The sequence below is a fragment of the Mesorhizobium sp. WSM3862 genome (assembly GCF_002294985.1).
Taxonomy (GTDB): Bacteria; Pseudomonadota; Alphaproteobacteria; order Rhizobiales; family Rhizobiaceae; genus Mesorhizobium.
Map to the genome: position 1 here is coordinate 594,991 of NZ_NSGE01000002.1, position 19,803 is coordinate 614,793.

Below are 19,803 nucleotides of genomic sequence, written 5' to 3' on the forward strand. Positions count from 1 at the left end.
CCGCCACCCTCCTGCTGTGGCGGCAGCGCTATTGGCTGAGCACGTTGCTGATCTCGACCATGTTGGAGCGCACGCGCAGGATATAGAAGCCCATGGTCGTCAGATGCGTCGGCAACAGCCAGCCGTCCTCGCGGCCGTTGGCGATGATGAAGGGCTGGATGCGCAGTGCCGAGACGAATTGCGCGTCCATGGTGTCCCACAAATTCTGCAGGTGCTTTTCCTTGATCACGTCCTCGAAGTCGGCCTGCGCCGCTTTCATCAGGCCGTAATAGGCGTAGAGCTGGCCATAGGCGAACCAGAAGCGGTCGTCGGCGCGGAAGTCGAACCAGCCGTCATTATGGTTCTCGGCGCGCTCCTTCAAGATCGCGGAGGTCGAGCCGATGTCGCTGGCGATGCGGTCGATATATTGCTTCAGATTGTCGGCGCGGGCATCGAACGTCGCCTGACAGCTGGCAAGGCGAGCGTTGAAGGAGCGCAGCTTGCGCACGGCATCGCGGTAGTAGCTCGGCGTCGGCGTCTTTGGGCCGAACGGGTTGAGGCCGAAATACCAGGTCTCTTCGTCGAATTGCAGATTGCCGCGTGCATCCTGCAGGTCGGCGTCGATCTGCGAGGTGGTGCGCACGCGGCCGAGATTGTCGGCAAGCTCGGTGGCGGTGCGCCGGACCGCCTGGTTGATGCCGCGCTGGAAGGAGGCCTTGTTGTCCATCCACGGCGTATGGTCCCAGTCGATGCCGAACAAGCCGAGCTTGTAAAGGATCATCGAGGAGACCCAGGCATTCTGGTTGACGTTGAAGTCCGTCAGATCGGCAGCCACCTGGGCTATCCCTGAGTTGCCGCAGGTCTTGGCGGTGTCGGTGCCAGTGCCGGCGGAGACCTGCTCGCCGGCCGAGACGCTGCGCTTCTCGAAGGTGTATTTGTCGGGATAGTTCGGGTCGAAATTGTTCCACCACTGGGTGGCGTAGAAGAAGTTGGCGTAAAGGCCGATCAAAACCAGCAAGGCAAGGCCGACCACCGCCTTCAGGATCCAGCCGCGCTGGCCGTACCAGCGGCCGGCCCATATGAACGGCCAGAGAATAATGCCGACGACGAAGCCTATGCCGCGGCCGATCCACTGGAAAATCCGGGTGAAGAAATTCACGATCGGATCAAGCATGGCTCTCGTCCCCCCTCAGTCCGTCAAGCCGTAAAGGCGCGCGCGGAATGCAGCCTTGTCCTTCAAATATGTGGTTTTCAGAACGTCCACAACATGCGATCGCCATGCATCGCTGAAGCCGTCGAAGTCCTTGTAGAAGCCCGGTTTATTGAAGACGTAGCGCGAGACGAAGTCCTGCGGCACGAAATCCGAGATCAACTGATTGGTGAGCCAAGCATCGGGATGATCGGGCTTGGCGCGCACAACCAGGAAGCGCTGGCGCGGCGGCACATCTTCAAGCTTGAGGTGGCCGAACTGGGCGATCTCGCGCTTGGCGGCGTTGAGGAAGGGGAAATTGCCGTCGCTGGCAATCAGGTCGGCATGGCCGTGGATCCAGGTCTGCAGCCAGACCTTGTCGACGTCCGTCAGGTTGCGGTTGGGCTCGGCATCGCGGATCAGCGCCCGGACCACCATCTCGGCGCGGTGCTCCAGATAGCCCGAGGTCTCGATCCAGGAAGCGCGCGGCAGGTCAAGACGGCCGGTGGCGGCGAGGAAGCGGAACACCCTGTCGGCGTCGTTAATCGACAGATAGCTCACCTGCCAGGGCCGCGAGCGGCGGAAGCCGGGCGCAGCCGGATCGCTGATCACCGTCGTCATCTCGGGGTCGACGAAGACGTACAGCCCGCCGAAATGGCTGGTCCAGTAGGCGTTGTGGCGGAAGATCACCTGATCGGGCACCAGGGCGTTCTCGCGGATGTCGCCGCAGACCTTGGCGAGGCCGACCATGCGCTCGAGCATGGCGTTGTCGCGCCAGGCGTCGGGTTCCTGCTTCAGCCGGTCGACCAGCTTGCCGAGCTCGGCCGCCTTGCCGAGCACGTCCTCGGCCGACAATACCTTGAACTCGACCTGATTGATCGACAGCAGGTCCTCGATGTCGTCGACCTTGGGGACGGAGTCCTCGATCTCGCCGTAGATGACGTCCTTGATGGTCAGCGCGTCGATGGCGCGCTGGTTCTTGGACATGAACTCGAACATCAGCTGCGAGGTGTTGGAGAAGGCGGTGTGCACGACCGGCAGGTCGATCTGGGACGGCGTCAGGATGATGAAGCGCCGGTTGACCTCGTTGGGATCGAGATAGCCGTAGTCGCCGCATTCCTCGGCCACCTCGGGCGAGAAACCAGTGCGGTCGATCTGGAAGCTCGTCAGCTTGGTCGGCTCGAGGCCGAAGGCGACGAGAGCCTTGTTGTAGCGCTGGATGAGATGCGGCTCGTCGACCACGAGCAGCCTACCATAGATCAGCTCGTTGTCGCGCAGAAGGTCGGGCTTTTTGGCGGGACGGGTCATCTATGCCTTCTCCCCGTTCACGGGGAGAAGGTGCCTGAAGGGCGGACGAGGGACGCAGACCCTCCTTCTCCCCTTGTGGGAGAAGGTGGATCGGCGCGCAGCGCCGAGACGGATGAGGGGTGTTGGCCGGAATGCCGTCGATGCCAAGCTGGAACACCCCTCAACCGTCGCCTGCGGCGACACCTTCTCCCGCAAGGGGAGAAGGGGGTGTTGGCGCAAGTTACGCATTCCAAAGCCCCCTTTTCTTCAGCTCCTCCATCTCGCGCACGGCGCGTTCGCGCAGACGCGCATCGCGCAAAAGCTTCTCGACCGCCGCGTCGTCGGACTTGTCGGAGTAGCGGAATTCGGAATCGGCGTAGCGGTTGATCTCCTGCATGACCATGTCCATCGAGAACGGCCCGCGCAACTCCTCGATCATCGCCTTCTTGTCGTCGTAGCTCTTGTGCATGAAGGCTTCCGGCTTCTCGAACCAGTCGTCCGGCAGCTCGATGTCCATGGCGCGCATCTTGATGGCGTCGGTGACGTTCTTGATGGCGCGGCCGGTGAAGCGCGGTTCGGCATCCTTGATCATGTGCAGGTAGGTGCCGATATCGGCCATCGTCTTCGGCGCGCCGTTTTCCTTCATGTAGCGCTCATAGACCTTCATCAGCCCATCTTCCTGCGGCTTCTCGTGCTCCTCATAAGCCGCAGTCACCGCGCGCTGGATTTCCTGCGCGGCATAGAGCTCGTGCTTGCCCAGCGGGATCTTGTGGTTCTTGCCGGCGAGCAGCACGAAGATGTCGATGTAGTCGTCGCGGCTCTGCGGGCCGTCGACCAGCCAGCGGGCGCCGGCGCGCTGGCGCAGCGCATCGTCGACATTTTCGGGGTAGTTGGAAAACATGCCGAAGGAGCAGTTGCCGCGCACCACGGTGGAAGCGCCGGCGAATGCGTCCATGAGGACGCCCGTGATCTCCTGCTGGCCGGCGGATGCGCGGTCATCGGAGCGGCGCGCCGCAACCTGGTCGATGTCGTCGATGGTGCCGAAACCGATGGCCCGCGGATTGAGCACGTTGTTGATGAACTGCCGGCAGTTCTGGCCGGACTTGCCCTGGTAGGAAGAAATCTGGTCGACCCCGAAATTCTCGTAGACGAAGGGATAGCCGGCCACCTGACAGTAGTTGTTGACGAGGCCGGCGATCATTTGGATCAGCGTCGTCTTGCCTGTGCCTGGCGCGCCATCGCCGATGAAGGTGAACAGAAAGCCGCCGAGCTCGACGAAGGGGTTCAGCTCGCGTTCGAAATCATAGGCCATCAGCATCTTGGCGAGCTTCACCGACTGGTATTTGGCAATGTGATTGCCGACGACCTCTTCCGGCCTCTTGAAGGTCATCACCAGCGGCTTCAAGCGCTTGCCGGGCGCGACGTCGAAACCGTCGAGGGTGAAGTCGTCGGCATCAATGCGGATATGCGCGTTCTCGAACGGACCGATGCCGTCGAAGCGCCCCTTGCGCGCGAGCAGCCCGTCGATGGCGACGCGGGCGAATGCGCGCGCCCTGGTCATCAGATCGGCATCGTCCTTGGAGCCGGCAATCGCCTTGTCGAGGCCTGCCACGATCGACTTCACCGCGTCCTGCGGCGTGTCGAACAGGAAGTCGGGTTCGGGACTGTCGTTCGGCGCCTCGCCGTCGCTGTCGATCAGCTGGAACAGGTAGGAGGCGAAGCTGAAAGCCGAAACGTAGGCGGAGGCCGACAGCAGCTTCTTGAATGTCGCCGCCTCGTCGCCTTCGAGCGGGGCACGCGCGTTCTTGGCCTGCAGGCTTTCGAGATCGGATCCCTCGGCAAAGACATCCGATATGGCCAGCGCGATCGCCAGGCCGCGGCGGGCGCGGTAGAGAAGCATGTGCTGGGGGATGCTCATCAGCTGGTCGTCGGGATGGATCGCGGCGACCGTTTTCGACAGTTCGACCTCGCGCGTGCGGCGCACTGAACCGGCCGAGACGGTCGAGACGAAGCGCCGGTTGGTGCCGGCGAGCGCGGTGCCGGACTCGCGCGATGGATCCTCCAGCACGACGATGCGGGTGATGAAGCTCTGCGCGGTGGCGCGATGCTTTTCGATTGTCGATTCCGAGATCGTGGTCAGCCCGGTGTCCATTACGGATACTCCGCGATTCGACGGTCACACATCGCTGATGACCTGCCCTTTGGACAGGATGTGGACCTTGTAGCCGGAAAAGATCTTCTGCGCTTCGCCCGCGGCATAGAGCGCCTGATAGGCCTCGTGCGGGATCAGCGCGTGGTTCTCGTAGCTGGAGACGCCTTGGCGCGCGGCTTCGAGGTCGTCGGTGTTGATGAAGAATTCCTGCGTAGACTTTTCGCTGGAGAACAGCCCCTTGCGGCCGGGCTTCTCGGACTTGGAAAAGACTTCCTGGATGGTCCAGGTGAGCAGCCAGGCGTTCTCCGGCTTGCGCACCTTGGCCAGAACCTCGGTCACCGTCGAATTGTTCTCGGTGATCCCGGCCGAATAGAACGGGCCGAGCACGACGCGCCGCAACTGCTTCGGGTGCAGCGGCTCGAAATCCTTGTCGAGATTGACCGCGATGGTCGCCGGCGACAGCGTGTACGCGGAATTCTTCTCGGTGAAATCGTCGAAGCGGTGGGCAAGCTCGGGGTTGAGCAGGCCATCGACGGGAAGCGGAATGTCGATCTTCTCGTTCAGCTTGCCGTTCGCGTCGACGAGCTGTCGCACCATGCTCTCGGAGGAGTCCTCGACCGTCACCATATAGATCAGCGGCAGGTTGGCGCTGCCGTCGAACGAGGCCCAGTGGACGAGGTAGTAAGGCCGCATGGTCTTGGGATTGACCGAGACTTTGGCCGTCTGCGCCAGGGTGAACGGACCGAAGGTGGTCTCGCTCTTGACGCCCTCCAGGTAGAGCCGCTCGGCCATCGACCTTTGCAGCGCCACAGGAAATTCCTTGTGGCGCAGGATGAAGTCGGCCATCTCCTCGCGCAACTCGCCGGCCTGCGGAATGTTGGCCAGCCGGCTATCCGCCTGTCGGCGGTCGTTCTCCAATTCGAGCAGGTTCTGGAACACCGGATAGCCGCTGTCGGCGCGCGAAATGCGGAACGTATCCATGAAGCCCAGCCGGTTGCGCCAGCAGTCGAATGAATTTTCCAAGCGGGCGATGTATTCGGCGACGATCTTGGCGATGATGCCGTGCCGGTAGAGCGGCGAGCGGTCGTCGCGCATGAACACTTCCAGCCCGCTCAGCGCCGCGGTGATGGCGAAGAAGTAGCGCGCCGCCGCTTCATTTTCGGGGGTCATGGCACCGCCGTGTCGAAGAATGCCGTCACACCGCCTACTGCTGCACGTAGTTCGCCGAATTGTGCTTCTTCATCACCTCGTCGAAGCGGCGGGCGAAGGCGTCGTCGGCGAGTTTCTTGCGGCGCTGGATGTCAGCGGTGGCCACCATATTCTTCTCGTGCATCTCCAAGAGATCGCCGATGTGCTTCTGCGAAGCGGCGCCGATGCCGGCCATCGTCTCCTCGGCCGTGTTGTCGACCTGGCTGCCCAGCGTGTTGATCTTGTGGGCGACGTCCTGCTGGGCGGCCGTCTTCAGCGAGTCTTCCAGAGCTTTGTAGAGCACGATGCGCTGCTCGGTGTCGATTGTCAGCTTGTTGATCAGCGTCGACTGCGCGGCGATCTGGTTGTTGAGGGAATCGACAAACGTCTGAAACATCGAGGTGTAGCGCTCCAGCGTCTGGCTTTCGGCCAGCAGCTCCTGCTCCTTGGCCTGCTTCTCGTTGTATTCGGTCGCCATCTTCGAACGCTCGCCCTCGAGCTGGGTGCGCTCCTTCTGGCTGGTCGAGGCGGCGATCTTGTTCTCGACGTCGAGCAGCATCGGGTTGAGTTCCTCGATGCGTTTCTGCACCGCCTCGAGATTGGTCATGGTCGCCTTGCGGCGCTCGATCACCTGCGACAGGCTTGCTTCGGAGGTCTTGTAACGCTGGTCTAGGATCTGCTTCTGGGCTTTCAGGATGCCGACGATGGTGTCCGATTTCGCCAGCAGCTCCTGCAAATTGCCGGCGAGCGACATGTTGCGCACGCGGTCGGTGCGCATGCGCTGTTTGCGCTGCTCGGAGAAGACGCCGACGAGATTTTCCCAGCCGGTGTAGCTCTTCATGCTCTCGAATTCGGCGCCGAAGACATTGGTGGCGTCCTCCAGCCCGATGATCAGGTCGGCGATATTGCCTTCCATGACCTTCTGCTGTTTCAGGACGTCCTCGATGCGGGCGTTCTCGAGGTCGAAATTGGCATCGCCGATCTTCCTGTCGGCCTGCGCCAGCGTGTCGAGCACGGTTCCGGACTGCTCGATCTTGGTGCGCATGTCCTCAACGACCTGCTTGGTCTTGGCAATTTCGGCATCGAAATTCTGCAACGTCGCCATAGGGGCCTCCCGCTTCGGCATCCGGTTTCGTGTCGCACGTCGCCGAATATATGTGGGGGCTCAAGCGATTGAAAGAAGGAAGACAGGGAGACGTGGCAAAACAAAAGAATTGGCCAGGTCCTTGAAAGATAAGGCAAGCATGCTCATGCCGGAGTAATGCGCGCCGCCTTCAGGCAGCTTTAGCTGGTATGCCTTAAGCTCTTGTTTTTGCGGACAAGCTGCGGCGCTGGGAAGTGTGCCAAATCTCTTGTGGCGGATCGTGGCAATCAAGCGGCCATCAGCCGGTGCATGGCAGCGATTGCCCAACTTAGTCGGAAGTCGCGAGGCTCCCGTCTCAGTTGCGGGCAAAGCCGATGAAGTCGTCGGGCGCAGCCCTGCCCATTTCCTCTTCCCAGTGCCGGCGGCAGAGCGAGACATAGACGTCCTTGCCGATCGCCACCTGCTCGCCTTGCTTTGCCACCTTGCCGTCGGGACCGAGGCGAACGACCATCGTCGCCTTGCGGCCGCAGCGGCAGATGGTGCGCACTTCGCGCAGATCGTCGGCGATGGCGAGCAGCGCGCGCGAGCCGGAAAACAACTTGCCCTGGAAATCGGTGCGCAGGCCGTAGCACATGACCGGGATGTTCAGCCGGTCGGCGATGCGGGCCAGCTGCCAGACCTGCTCCTCCTCGAGGAACTGCGCCTCGTCGACGAAGATGCAATGCACGGTGGTATGCTCATGATGCTCGGCGACGCGGGCGTAGAGATCGTCGCCGTCGCGGAACATCTCGGCCTCGGTTTCGAGACCGATGCGCGACGAGATCAGTCCCTTGTCGCCGTTGCGATAATGGCCGGCGACGAACAGCATCGTCGTCATGCCGCGTTCGCGATAGTTGTAGGATGCTTGCAGGAGCATCGTCGTCTTGCCGGCATTCATCGTTGCGTAGTTGAAGTAGAGCTTGGCCATATGGGTGTTTAAGCTCAATTGCCGCGGCGCGGGGAAGGGGCCGCGGGCTCCTTCCACCAAAAAAGCGGGCCCGCCGGAAAGCGCGGCATGTCGCTGAATGGCAAGCGCGCGCCGTTGATCGCGGTGTGGAACCGCTTGAAACCGCATCAAAATGGTGTTTGGCTGGCGAAACAAGGCGGGCGCAAGAACCGTGACTTCGCGCCGCTTTAAAAAACCGCAATGGGAGAAAGTTCATGTCGCGTATGAAATCCTTCGTCGCCGGCCTCGGGCTGGCGGCGCTTCTGTCCACGACCGCGGCCTATGCCGGCGATCCGGCGAGCTGCAAGGCCGTGCGTCTGTCCGATGTCGGCTGGACCGATATCCAGGCAACCACCGGGGTGGCTTCGGTGCTGCTCACCGCGCTCGGCTACGAGCCGCAGGTGATCCAGCTTTCGGTGCCGGTAACTTATGCGTCGCTGAAGAACAAGGACCTCGACGTCTTTCTCGGCAACTGGATGCCGTCGATGACCAATGACATCAAGGACTATACCGCCGACGGCTCGGTCGAGACGGTAAGCACCAACCTGACCGGCGCCGGCTACGGCATCGTGGTGCCGACCTATGTCGCAGATGCGGGCGTCAAGACGCTGACCGATCTCGGCAAGTTCAAGGACAAGTTCAATGGCAAGATCTACGGCATCGAGGCCGGCAATGACGGCAACCGCATCATCCTCGACATGATCAAGAACCCGAAGGACAATCTCGAAGGCTTCGAGCTGGTCGAGTCCTCGGAAGCCGGCATGCTGACGCAAGCCGAGCAGTCGATGAAGAACAATGAGTGGATCGCCTTCCTCGGCTGGACGCCGCATCCGGTGATGGGCGCCATGAAGATCACCTATCTCGACGGGATGGGCGACAGCGGTTTCGGCGCCGCCACCGTCTATACCAACACGCGCAAGGGCTACACCACCGAGTGCCCGAATGCCGGCAAGTTCATCTCCAACCTGAAATTCAATCTCGACATGGAAGGCGAGATGATGGACGCGATCCTGAAAGGCGGCGATGCCCAGACGGTCGCCACCGACTGGCTGAAGAAGCATCCGGACGCGATCGCGCCCTGGATCGCCGGCGTGACCACCTTCGACGGCGGCGATGCGGCTGCGGCCATCAAGACCGCGCTCGGGAGCTGAGCCGGCTTTGAGTCCGGCATGATCTCCGGAAAGGGGCAGCCGCTGGAAAAGGCTGCCCTTTTTCATATGCTGTGAGAAGGTGACCGCTCGGCAAGGGCGGCAAGGATCAAAGAGGGGAAAGATGGATCCGATCTCGAAATTTCTGGTCGCCTACAAGATCCCCATAGGTCCATGGGGCAAGGCCTTCTTCGGCTTCCTCACCGAGAATTTCGACACCGTCTTCAGGGCCTTTTCGAACGGCCTGAACTTCATCCTCGACGGGGCGGTGGACCTCCTGCTGATGCTGCCGCCGGTGCTGCTGGCGCTGGTCGTCGCCGTCATCGCCTGGTTCCTGCAACGCTCCCGGCCGCTCGCCATCGGGGTCTTCATCGGCCTCATCTTCATCATCAACCAGAACCTCTGGAAGCAGACGGTGCAGACACTGGTGCTGGTGGTGGCCGCCGCCGCCATGGCAATGGCGATCGGCGTGCCGCTCGGCATCTGGGCGGCGCACAAGCCGAAGGTCTACCGCGTGATGCTGCCGGTCCTTGACCTGATGCAGACGCTGCCGACCTTCGTCTACCTGATCCCGGTGCTGACGCTGTTCGGGCTGGGCAACGCGCCCGGCCTCATCGTCACCATCATCTTCGTCATCCCGACGGCGGTGCGTCTCACCCATCTTGGCATCGTCTCGGTGCCCAAGGCGATCATCGAGGCGGGCGAGTCCTTCGGCGCCACCAAGAACCAGCTTCTGTGGAAGGTCGAATTGCCCTCGGCGCTGCCCACGATCATGGCGGGGCTGACCCAGTCGATCATGCTGTCGCTGTCGATGGTGGTGTTCGCGGCGCTGATCGGCGCCGGCGGTCTGGGCACCGAAATCAACCGCGCGCTGGGCTCCCGCAAGATCGACCTCGGGCTTGAAGCAGGCCTTGCCATCGTCGTGCTCGCCATCGTGCTCGATCGCATGACCCGCATCGGCGTTGGAGGCAAGAAATGACCGTCGCCGTCGATTTCAAGAATGTCGATATCGTCTTCGGTGCCGACCAGGCGCAATCCCTCGCGCTGATCGACCAGGGCGCAACCCGCGCCGAAATCCTCGAAAAGACCGGCAACGTGCTGGGCTGCGCCGGCGCCAACCTCACCGTGCATGAGGGCGAGATCTCGGTGCTGATGGGGCTTTCCGGCTCCGGCAAGTCGACGCTGCTGAGAGCCGTCAACCGGTTGAACGTGGTGTCGCGCGGCCAGGTGCTGGTCAATGACGGCGACCGCACGGTCGACGTGGTCACCTGCGATGAGCCGACGCTGAGACGCCTGCGGCAGAAGCAGGTGGCGATGGTGTTCCAACAGTTCGGCCTGCTACCGTGGCGAACGGTCGAGGAGAATGTCGGCTTCGGTCTGGAGCTCGCCGGCGTGCCGGAGGCCGAGCGCAAGGCACGGGTGCAGAAGCAGCTCCAGCTGGTCCATCTCGACCAGTGGTCGAAGAAATACGCGCATGAACTTTCGGGCGGCATGCAGCAGCGCGTCGGCCTCGCCCGCGCCTTCGCCACCGAGGCGCCGATCCTGTTGATGGACGAGCCGTTCTCGGCCCTCGATCCGCTGATCCGCACCAAGCTGCAGGACGAGCTCCTGCAGCTCCAGGCGGCACTGAAGAAGACCATCATCTTCGTCAGCCACGACCTCGAGGAGGCGCTGAAGATCGGCAGCCACATCACCATCATGGAAGGCGGGCGCATCGTCCAGACCGGCGCGCCGGAAGACATCGTGCTCAGGCCGGCCAACGACTATGTCCGCGACTTCATCGCCAATGTGAATCCGCTCTCGGTGCTTACCGCCTGGAACGTGATGCGCGACCGCCGCGATCTCGAGCAGGGCGAGAATGGCTGGGTCTGGCTCGACCGGCGCAAGACAACGCGCTTCAAGATCGACGAGCATGGCCTGGTGGCGGCGGCCGAACGCGACGGCAAGCCGGCGGTGTGGGTATCCTGCGCCGAGGTCGAGAGGCAGCCGGAGGAGGGTGCGCAGGTGTTCTGGGCCAATCCCGGCACGTCGCTGAAGACGGTGATGCTCGCCATGCACCGCTCGCAGACGGCACCGGTGGCGCTGTTCGACGAAGGCTCGCGCTTCGTCGGCGCGATCGGCATCCGCGACGTGCTGAGCGCGGTGCTCAGGCGGTAGGAGCTCGGCCTTAGCTCAAGCATGAAGTGTTCGCTGGCGGGCACCTCATGCTTGATCTAGACTTGGTCGGCAGCCGGGGTGGGCCGCTCGCGCATGGGGCCGACAAAATGATCTTCCGTCAGCTTTTCGATTCCGTTTCGGGCACTTATTCCTATCTCCTCGCCAGCCGCCGCGGCGGCGAGGCACTGATCATCGATCCGGTGCTGGAGAAGGTCGAACGCTACCTGCAGCTGGTCAACGAGCTCGACCTCAGACTGGTCAAAGCGGTCGACACACATCTTCATGCCGACCACATCACCGGGCTCGGCGCGTTGCGCGACAGGACGCATTGCGTCACCGTGATGGGTGAGCAGACCAAGGCCGACGTCGTGTCGATGCGGCTTGCCGACGGCGACAAGCTTGCCATCGAGGGCCTGGCGCTGGACGTCGTCTATACGCCCGGCCACACCGACGATTCCTACAGCTTCGTCCTGCCGGACCGCGTCTTCACCGGCGACACGCTGCTCATTCGCGGCACCGGCCGCACCGACTTCCAGAACGGCGATCCGCGCCAGCAATATGACTCGATCTTCGGCCGACTGCTCAAGCTTCCCGACGAGACGCTGATCTTTCCGGCACACGACTACAAGGGCGAAACCGTGTCGACGATCGGCGAGGAAAAGGCCTTCAATCCGCGCCTGCAAGTGAAGTCGGCGGACGAATACGTGAACATCATGAACAACCTGAAGCTGTCCAATCCGAAGATGATGGACGTGGCCGTGCCGGCCAACATGCGGGTGGGGCTGCATCAGGACGACATCGCCAGCCGCGGCTGGGCAGTGACCGCCGAACAGGCGCTGGCACTGGTCGGTCGGCCCGACGTGGCGCTGATCGACCTGCGCGAGCAATCCGAACGGGATCGTCACGGCGTCATCCCCGGCGCGATCCATCTGCCCTATGCGCGGCTGCAGGAGAATATCGCCGCCGGCGGCATGCTGCACGAGCTGGCGAAATCGACAGCCAAGCAGATCCTGTTCTATTGCGCCTTCGGCGAGCGCTCGGCGATGGCCGTGCAGGCGGCGCAGGATCGCGGGATATCGAGCGCCCGCCACATCCAGGGCGGCATCGATGCGTGGCGGAAGGCCAGCGGTCCGCTGATGCACTGAGACCTGTTGATATTCAGGCGCCGGCCTGCGAACGCGCGTTTCCTGGTGCTCGTGTACTTCAACTACGCTCCGCTCAGGTTCTCGGAACCCGCAATTCTCGGCTCGGCCTGACCTCAATCGCAATACGCCTTTGGACGTGCCAGAAATCAATTCAATCCGATCAGCTTCGCGCCTCTGCGGAACAGGGCCTCGCCGTCCCGGTCGAAGCGGAAGGTGGCGATGAAATCGTCCGCCCGATAGTCGGGCCACGTGGTGCGGATCGCGGCGGCGAAGTTTCGTGCCTCGTCCTGGCGGCCGGCCAGCGCCAAGCAATGCGCGGCGATCGCCAGGATGATGACATGGGCGTTGGGCCTGGCCGCAGCTTTCAGCGCCCATTCGGCGGCTTCATCGTATTCGCCCAGCCGCGCATGGGCCATGGCCCGCGCGCCCATCATACCGAACAGCAGTGGGTCAAAGGGGCTGAGATGGCGCGAGTGATCGGAGGAGCCGATCGCCGATTGCGGATCGCCCGACTGCGAATGGACAAAGGACAGGGCATAGTGGCCGAGCGCGAAGTTCGGGCTGAGGTCGACGGCCTTTGCCAGTTCGAGCAGCGAGCCGTCCTGCTCGCCGCGCAGCCACAAGGCGCGGCCCATCGCCCAGTGCGCGGCCGGATTGCGGTCATCGACCAGGAGGCTGTGACCGGCAGTTGCGAAAGCCAGCGACGCCTCACGGTCGCGATCGCCCCAACGCTGAAAGGCATTCTGCCAATGCGTGAAGGAGAGGCCTGCATAGGCTCGGGCGAAGGTCGGGTCGAGCTTCAGGGCGTCATTGAAGAACTGCTGCGCCAGTTCGTTTTCCTGGCGGGTGAAGCGGTACATGTGCCAGAGCCCGCGATGATAGGCTTCCCACGCATTCAGCGAATTCGGCGCCTTCAGCATTGCCCGGTTTCGCTCGACGGTCGCGATCTCGGCGGCGATCGAAGAAACGATGCTGTTGCCGATGTCGTCTATCACCGTGAAGATCTCGTCCGGCCTGTGCTCGAAGGTCTCGGCCCACACGATCCTCGCGGTGCGGACCTCGACGAGCTCGACCGAGACGATGACCCTGCCTGAAAGGCTGCGGACCGAGCCCGTCGCCACATAATCGACATTCAGCCGGCGACCGGCGTCCTCCGGTGCGATGTCCTTCTCGGCAAGCGCGAAGACCGATCCGCGGGCAATGACGAAGAAATCGCGAAGCTTGGCGAGCCGCGTTATGATGTCGTGGGTCAGGCCGTCGGCAAGCCCGCCACGGAAATTGACGGCGCTTTCCGCGAACGGCATCACCGCCAACGAGGCCCGGCGCACCGATGCGGGTTCGGATTCGACGGCAACGATCGGTGCTTGCGGGGCCGGAAGAGCTAGTCCGGATCGCGCGCATGGCGTTGCGCTGGAATGGCGTGCCTTGATCTCGTGCCATGCTTCCCGCAACGGAGCGACATCCAGCTCCTCGGAGCGGAAGAGTTCCGCCGCGGTTGCAATATGCTCCTCACCGGCGCCGATCTGTCCCCGCCGCGCAAGGTTTTCCAGCAGCGCCACATGGGCGCGGCCATCGAAGGGCGCGAGTTCCAGCCATCTGTCCAGATAGGCGCCCGCTTCATCGGCTCCCTGGGGGAGCAGGCCGATGATGTGCTCCAGAACGGCGACGTGGCACGAGCTGAAACGGCGGCGTTGCGCGGTCAGCCAACTGGTGAAATGCGGGCTCCGATCGAGCTCCAGCCCGTCAAGGAAATCGCCGGCGAAGAGCTGCGCAAGCGTCCGAAGACGCCCGAGGCTGAGCGTCTCGATCCCTTCGGCGACCGCTGCGGCGGCTTCGACGGCATCGACGTTCGTATCGGCAAGACGAAGCGCCACGGTGTCGCCCTCGGTCTCGATCCGGTGCAGGCCCGGTTGGTCCAGCGCGCCGCGAAGCTTGCTCAGGCACCAGCGAAGCTCGCCGCGCGGATCGTTCGGCACATCCCACAGAAGCTCGCAAAGCCGGCTGCGGCTGACGGGATGTGGCGCGAGCGCCAGATAGGCCAGCAGCGCGCGCAACTTGCGCGAAGAGGGCAATTTAACCGGCTCGCCGCCACGCGCGATCGTCAGTTGCCCAAGCAGTCGCAAGGACAGGGCGGCGGCAGTGTCGTTCGGGCTCGATCGGCTGGATTCCACGTATGTTCCCACGCTTTCTCCAACGCTCACCAGTTGGTCCATGTTCTATCACCAAAGACGACAGGAAGCATCCGGCAGCCCAATTCCATGCCGGAATGCCGCCGTTGCCGCATTCGCGGCAGGTCAAGCAACCTAACGCGGCAAGGTGTCGAAACCGCGCCGCCCAAGTCGCCGGTCTGTAACCGGCGCGTGAGATCGCGAGGAGCAAAGCCCATGTTGCAGAAGTTGAAAATCAGGACCACTGCCGGTCGCGGCCGGCTGTTCGACAGCATTCTCGACACCGTCGGCGACACGCCGGTCATCCGTATCAACAATCTCGGCCCCGGCCACGCGACCATCTATGTGAAGGCCGAGTTCTTCAATCCGGCGGCCTCGGTGAAGGACCGGCTGGCGCTCAACATCATCGAGGAAGGCGAGCGCAGCGGCAAGCTGAAGCCGGGCCAGACCGTCGTCGAGGCGACCAGTGGCAACACCGGCATCGGCCTTGCCATGGTCTGCGCGCAGAAGGGCTACCCGCTGGTGGTGACGATGGCCGACAGCTTCTCGATCGAGCGCCGCAAGCTGATGCGCATGCTTGGCGCCAAGGTGGTGCTGACGCCGCGCGCCCAGAAGGGTTTCGGGATGTACAAGAAGGCGGTGGAACTCGCCGACGCCAACGGCTGGTTCCTGGCGCGCCAGTTCGAGACGGAAGCCAATGCCGCCATCCACGAGGCGACCACGGCGCGCGAGATCATCAACGATTTCGCAGGGTCGCGCCTCGACGTGCTGGTCACCGGCTACGGCACCGGCGGGACCGTCGCCGGCGTCGGCCGGGTGCTGCGCCGCGAGCGGCCGGATGTCCGCATCGTGCTTGCCGAACCGGCGAACGCGCAGCTTATCGGCAGCGGCAAGCCGCAGGAGCGTGGCCAGGGCGGTGCGCCGTCCGCCAGCCATCCGGCCTTCGAGCCGCATCCGATCCAGGGCTGGACGCCGGACTTCATCCCCAACGTGCTGCAGGAGGCGATCGACAAGCGCTACTATGACGATGTGGTGCCGATCGCCGGCCCGGAAGGCATTAAATGGGCCAAGGCCCTGGCGCAGCAGGAAGGCATCTTCACCGGCATTTCAGGCGGCGCCACCTTCGCCGTCGCGCGCCAGATCGCGGGCACCGCTCCGGCTGGCTCGGTGATCTTGTGCATGCTGCCCGACACCGGCGAGCGCTACATGTCGACCCCGCTCTTCGACGGCATCGAGGCTGAGATGGATGCCGAGGAGATGGCACTGTCGCGCTCGACACCAAGCTGCCGGTTCGACGCCTGAAGACAAATCGCGGCGCTGCCGTCCACTCGGATGGCGGCGCCGCGCGACGATCCAGGAAATTATGGCGTGCCTTTTGGGGGGAGGAGCGTATGGACACTTTGCAGGAAACAGCGGTGATGGATGAGACGCTCGACCCGCCAGACTGGGCCGAGATGCAGGCCCTGTCGCATCGGATCGTCGAGGATGCCGTCGCTTATCTCAAGGATGTCCGGGATCGTCCGGTGTGGCGCCAAATGCCGGCCGAGGTTCGCGCCTTCTTTTCGGCGCCGCTGCCGCGCTCGCCGGCGCCGATAGCCGACGTCTATGGCGATGTCGCCCGCAACGTCATGGCCTATCCGATGGGCAACATCCATCCGCGCTTCTGGTCCTGGTATATGGGCTCAAGCAATTTCACGGGCGCGCTGGGCGATTTCCTGGCGGCGATCCAGGGCTCGAACCTCGGCGGCGGCAATCACGCCGCCGGGCTGATGGACAGCCAGGTGGTCGACTGGTGCAAGGAGATGGTGGGCTTCCCGGCTTCGGCCAGCGGCACGCTTGTCAGCGGCGGCTCGATGGCCAACCTCATCGGTCTGACCGTCGCGCGCAATGCCAAAGCAGGCGTCGACGTGCGCGAAAGGGGTGTCGGGGCGATCCCAAAACCGTTGCGCTTCTACGCCTCGGACCAGGTCCATTCCTGCCACCGCAAGGCCATGGAAGCGCTCGGCCTCGGCAACCGGGCGCTGCGGCGGGTCGCGACCGACGCCGATCTGCGCATCGATGTCGATGCGCTCAAGACCGCCATCGCGGGAGACCGCGCGGCAGGTTTCAAGCCGGCTTGCATCATCGGCACCGCAGGAACCGTCAACACGGGCGCGATCGACGACTTGAGGGCGCTGGCCGTGTTGGCGGCAGAGGAAGACCTCTGGTTTCATGTCGATGGCTGCATCGGCGCCCTGATCGCCATCGCGCCTGAAAACAGATCGCTCGTTGCCGGCATCGAACGCGCCCATTCCATCGCGCTCGACCCGCACAAATGGCTGCACGCGCCCTTCGAAGCGGGCTGTGCGCTGGTTCGCGACGCCGTCGCCCACCGCAACACCTTCGCCGTCACGCCGGAATATCTGGAATCGACGCCGCGCGGCCTCGCTTCCGGGCAATGGCTGCACGACTACGGCCTGCAGACATCGCGCGGTTTTCGCGCGCTCAAGATCTGGATGGCGCTCAAGGAGCAAGGCGTCGAGAAATTCGGGCGGCTGATCGACCAGAACATCGCCCAGGCCGGTTATCTGACCGAGCTGATCCGGGCCGAGCCGGCGCTCGAGCTGACGGCGCCGACCACCATCAACATCGTCTGCTTCCGCCATCGCCTGGACGGCGCCTCCGAGGAACGGCTCAAGGCGTTCAACACCGAAATCATGCTCAGGCTGCAGGAAGAAGGCATTGCAGCCGTGTCCGACACCACGGTGCACGGGCAGCATTGCCTGCGGGTCGCGATCACCAACCACCGCACCCGCCGCGACGACCTCGACCTCCTGCTGCGTGAGACGCTTCGCATCGGATTGGAAATCAAGACCGCGGCGCTACCAGACTGACGAGAGAGCGCCAAGACATGTCATTCCGGGAGGCCGGCCAGCCGTAGCGCCTCAACATATTTGGCGAAATATTCTGGCCTGATCTGCCCTACCCGATGCTTGAGGTTGGAAAGCTTCAGTTGCGGGTCGAGCTCCAGCGAGCGCGCGATGTGCCTGCTCGCGGCATCCAGCCTGCCGGCCATGGCGTTGCTGGCGGCCGCCACACGCAGGCCGGTGAGATAATAGGGCTGCGCGCGCGACGCCGCCTCGGCGAGCGGCCAGGCGGCGTCGTAGCGGCCGGCCACGAAGTGAGCGAAGGCAGTGAAGGTCTGCATGAAGAAGGTCAGCGGATCGAGCGGGCTCAGCCGCCTTGCCCGCGACATGTGCTCGATTGCGATGTCCGGGTCGCCATGGCAGGCCTTGAGGCAGCCGCTGGCGCTCCAGGCGGCTGCGCAGTTCGGGTTGAGCACGAGCGCGCGGTCGGCCAGTGCCGATCCGGCCTCGTAATCGCCGGTGACATAACCCAGCGCCAGGCCGCTGAAAGCCAGCGCCACCGCATCGTCCTTGCCGGCGATAGCCACGTCGCCGACCAGCCTGGATACCTCGGCTGTTTCCTTCTGCCGGTCGGTCATCCAGCCATTCGCCATGCGCCAGAAATAGCACCAGGCGGCAGCGCCTTCCGCGGCGGCAAAATCGGGGTCGAGCTGGATGGCCCTGTAGAACTGTGGCAACGCCTCCTCCAGCCCTTCTCTCGTCCAGCGGTAAAGGCTCGCCATGCCGCGCAGATAGTGGTCATAAGCGTCGAGGCTCTCGGTCGGCTTGCGCTTGGCGCGCGCCATCTCGGCCTGTTCGAGTCTTGGTGAAATTGCGCCGATGACACTGGAGGCAACGAGGTCCTGCAGTTCGAACACCTCCGAGACATCGCCTTCGAAGCGGTCGGCCCAGAGATTTACTCCCGCCGACGCCTCGATAAGCTGACCTGCCACCCGAAGCCGGCTGCCGGCCTTGCGGACACTGCCCTCCAGCACATAGCGCACCCCGAGCTCGCGTGCCACGCGGGTGACGTCGACCGCCTGGCCCTTGTAGGCGAAGGCGGAATTCCGCGCGATCACGAACAGCCAGCTGACATGCGACAGCGCCGTCGTGATCTCCTCGACAACGCCGTCAGTGAAGTATTCCTGCTCGGCATCGCCGCTCATGTTCTGGAACGGCAGGACCGCGATCGACGGCTTTTCCGGCACCGAAACGACAGGACGAGGCGCCTTCGCTTCCGGGCGGGACAGTTCGGCCTCGGGCTGGCCATAGTCGGCTATCGAACCCTTCAGCGCCATTGGCGCCTCGATGCGTTCGATCAGCGCCCGCGTCGCTTCCTCAGGCTCGACGCCGAGCTCGCGCTTGAGCGCTTCCTTACAGGCCAGGAACTGACGAAAGGCGTCGTTGGTCCGGCCGTGGCGGCGGAAGACGCGGATCAGGGCGCGGTGGGCCTGCTCGGCGCATGGGTCGGACGTCACTAGCCGCTCAGCCAGTCTTTCGCAGGCCTGCTCCTCGCGTTCACCGAGTTCCGGCAGGAGGCTCAGCCGTTCGGCCAGGTCCGACGCCTTGCGGGTGTAGTTCGCCCGAAGCGGCGCAAGCCATTCGTCGATTTCGCCGGGGGATGGCAGTCCGTCGAGCAGGTCGCCCCGGTACAGGTCGGCAGCTGCAGCGAGGCTCGCGCCGTCATCGGCCTGGCTGTTCCGGTCGAAAATCCAGATGTCGGCCTCGTTGTCATTCGCCACCAGCCAGATGGTGTCGGCATTGCCTTCGATGCGAATGGCCTCGTTGCCGGTGGACGGAAACAGCCGCCTGATGTCGACCAGGGCCTGGCGCAGGCTGTTTCGCGCCTGCTGCTCGCCGCTGTCGGTCCACAGCATCGCCCCCACCTTCTCGCGGCGAAGCCCTTTCGGGCCGGCCAGAACCAGCGCGGCAAAGAGCAGCGACGTCTTGCGCGTCGCGAAGTGCAGAGGTTGCCCGCCTGCGGAGACAACCTCGATGCCGCCAAGCAATCGAATGTGCATCCGGGGCCCCGTGAAACAGCGTTAAGCAGAATACCATGTCCCGCCGCCGACTTAACGACGATTTTGCGGGGTTTTTCCTGCGGTTTCACGCCTGGACGAACGTTGCCAAAGCGCGCCGATGAGACACTGCCCTCGTGAGTTCGAACGAGGGAGAATGACAATGACCTACATCAATATCAGAACCTGCCAGCCGAGCACCCGAGTTGCCGGCACGCTCGCCGCCAAGATCGCGTTAATCTTCGCCGGGTTCCAGCGCCGGTATCAGGACGCCATGCAGCGCAGGGCTTTGGCCGGTCTGTCCATTTCGGAGCTGAAGGATTTCGGCTATCCGGCCGATGAAGCCCCCGCGGATGCTGCGGCGCGCAGCCGCACCGCCGGGCGCCGCCCGCTGCGGTGAATCCGTCGCTTCTCCCGG

Annotated in this window: 17 protein-coding genes; 8 read left to right on the forward strand and 9 right to left on the reverse strand. The window is 63.6% G+C overall.

Annotated elements, in window-relative coordinates:
* Window positions 1–28 precede the first annotated feature (28 nt).
* From CK224_RS07115 to CK224_RS07140, 7 genes are all read right to left on the reverse strand, one after another.
* Window positions 29–1,153: a DUF2333 family protein gene (locus CK224_RS07115; RefSeq protein ID WP_095781257.1), complete on the reverse strand. Its 1,125-nt coding sequence runs from the start codon at window positions 1,151–1,153 to the stop codon at window positions 29–31.
* Window positions 1,154–1,168: 15 nt separating this feature from the next.
* The gene (locus tag CK224_RS07120) at window positions 1,169–2,476 is read right to left on the reverse strand and encodes a DUF6638 family protein (protein WP_095781258.1); all 1,308 of its coding nucleotides are present in this window, start codon (window positions 2,474–2,476) and stop codon (window positions 1,169–1,171) included.
* Between the two features lie 220 nt (window positions 2,477–2,696).
* On the reverse strand, window positions 2,697–4,607 hold the full coding sequence (locus tag CK224_RS07125) for an ATP-binding protein (protein WP_095781259.1): 1,911 nt from the start codon (window positions 4,605–4,607) through the stop codon (window positions 2,697–2,699).
* A gap of 24 nt (window positions 4,608–4,631) precedes the next feature.
* Complete coding sequence (locus tag CK224_RS07130) at window positions 4,632–5,777, reverse strand: hypothetical protein (protein ID WP_095781260.1); 1,146 nt, start codon at window positions 5,775–5,777, stop codon at window positions 4,632–4,634.
* A gap of 34 nt (window positions 5,778–5,811) precedes the next feature.
* Window positions 5,812–6,900, reverse strand: a complete 1,089-nt coding sequence (locus tag CK224_RS07135) for a hypothetical protein (protein ID WP_095781261.1) — start codon at window positions 6,898–6,900, stop codon at window positions 5,812–5,814.
* A 60-nt stretch (window positions 6,901–6,960) separates the two neighbouring features.
* On the reverse strand, window positions 6,961–7,170 hold the full coding sequence (locus CK224_RS30665; RefSeq protein ID WP_141245784.1) for a hypothetical protein: 210 nt from the start codon (window positions 7,168–7,170) through the stop codon (window positions 6,961–6,963).
* A gap of 64 nt (window positions 7,171–7,234) precedes the next feature.
* A complete protein-coding gene (locus CK224_RS07140) occupies window positions 7,235–7,846 on the reverse strand; it encodes a thymidine kinase (RefSeq protein ID WP_066994253.1) in 612 nt (203 codons plus the stop codon).
* 87 nt (window positions 7,847–7,933) lie between these two features.
* On the opposite strand from CK224_RS07140, the gene CK224_RS32315 reads away from it, so the two are divergent.
* The 5 genes from CK224_RS32315 (at window position 7,934) to CK224_RS07160 (ending at window position 12,314) form a co-directional block, all read left to right on the forward strand.
* On the forward strand, window positions 7,934–8,056 hold the full coding sequence (locus tag CK224_RS32315) for a hypothetical protein (RefSeq protein ID WP_259979959.1): 123 nt from the start codon (window positions 7,934–7,936) through the stop codon (window positions 8,054–8,056).
* 23 nt (window positions 8,057–8,079) lie between these two features.
* On the forward strand, window positions 8,080–9,015 hold the full coding sequence (locus tag CK224_RS07145) for a choline ABC transporter substrate-binding protein (RefSeq protein ID WP_066994256.1): 936 nt from the start codon (window positions 8,080–8,082) through the stop codon (window positions 9,013–9,015).
* A 121-nt stretch (window positions 9,016–9,136) separates the two neighbouring features.
* Window positions 9,137–9,991 carry a choline ABC transporter permease subunit gene (gene choW / locus CK224_RS07150; RefSeq protein ID WP_066994259.1) on the forward strand — a complete coding sequence of 285 codons (855 nt, stop codon included), beginning with the start codon at window positions 9,137–9,139 and terminating at the stop codon, window positions 9,989–9,991.
* The gene (gene choV, locus CK224_RS07155; protein WP_095777280.1) at window positions 9,988–11,169 is read left to right on the forward strand and encodes a choline ABC transporter ATP-binding protein; all 1,182 of its coding nucleotides are present in this window, start codon (window positions 9,988–9,990) and stop codon (window positions 11,167–11,169) included. Before choW ends, choV begins: the two co-directional genes overlap by 4 nt.
* A gap of 107 nt (window positions 11,170–11,276) precedes the next feature.
* A complete protein-coding gene (locus CK224_RS07160; RefSeq protein ID WP_066994883.1) occupies window positions 11,277–12,314 on the forward strand; it encodes an MBL fold metallo-hydrolase in 1,038 nt (345 codons plus the stop codon).
* 146 nt (window positions 12,315–12,460) lie between these two features.
* Here CK224_RS07160 and CK224_RS07165 read toward each other — a convergent pair whose 3' ends face one another.
* On the reverse strand, window positions 12,461–14,527 hold the full coding sequence (locus CK224_RS07165; RefSeq protein ID WP_095781262.1) for a BTAD domain-containing putative transcriptional regulator: 2,067 nt from the start codon (window positions 14,525–14,527) through the stop codon (window positions 12,461–12,463).
* 171 nt (window positions 14,528–14,698) lie between these two features.
* Between CK224_RS07165 and CK224_RS07170 the strand changes: the two genes are divergently transcribed.
* Together CK224_RS07170 and CK224_RS07175 are read left to right on the forward strand one after the other, a co-directional pair.
* A complete protein-coding gene (locus CK224_RS07170) occupies window positions 14,699–15,784 on the forward strand; it encodes a pyridoxal-phosphate dependent enzyme (RefSeq protein ID WP_095781263.1) in 1,086 nt (361 codons plus the stop codon).
* Window positions 15,785–15,873: 89 nt separating this feature from the next.
* Window positions 15,874–17,355: an aspartate aminotransferase family protein gene (locus CK224_RS07175; protein ID WP_095781264.1), complete on the forward strand. Its 1,482-nt coding sequence runs from the start codon at window positions 15,874–15,876 to the stop codon at window positions 17,353–17,355.
* Window positions 17,356–17,375: 20 nt separating this feature from the next.
* Here the strand turns inward: CK224_RS07175 and CK224_RS07180 are convergent, their stop codons facing one another.
* Window positions 17,376–19,388: a BTAD domain-containing putative transcriptional regulator gene (locus tag CK224_RS07180; protein WP_095781265.1), complete on the reverse strand. Its 2,013-nt coding sequence runs from the start codon at window positions 19,386–19,388 to the stop codon at window positions 17,376–17,378.
* A 160-nt stretch (window positions 19,389–19,548) separates the two neighbouring features.
* Between CK224_RS07180 and CK224_RS07185 the strand changes: the two genes are divergently transcribed.
* On the forward strand, window positions 19,549–19,785 hold the full coding sequence (locus tag CK224_RS07185; RefSeq protein WP_040996927.1) for a hypothetical protein: 237 nt from the start codon (window positions 19,549–19,551) through the stop codon (window positions 19,783–19,785).
* The last annotated feature ends 18 nt before the right edge of the window (window positions 19,786–19,803 follow it).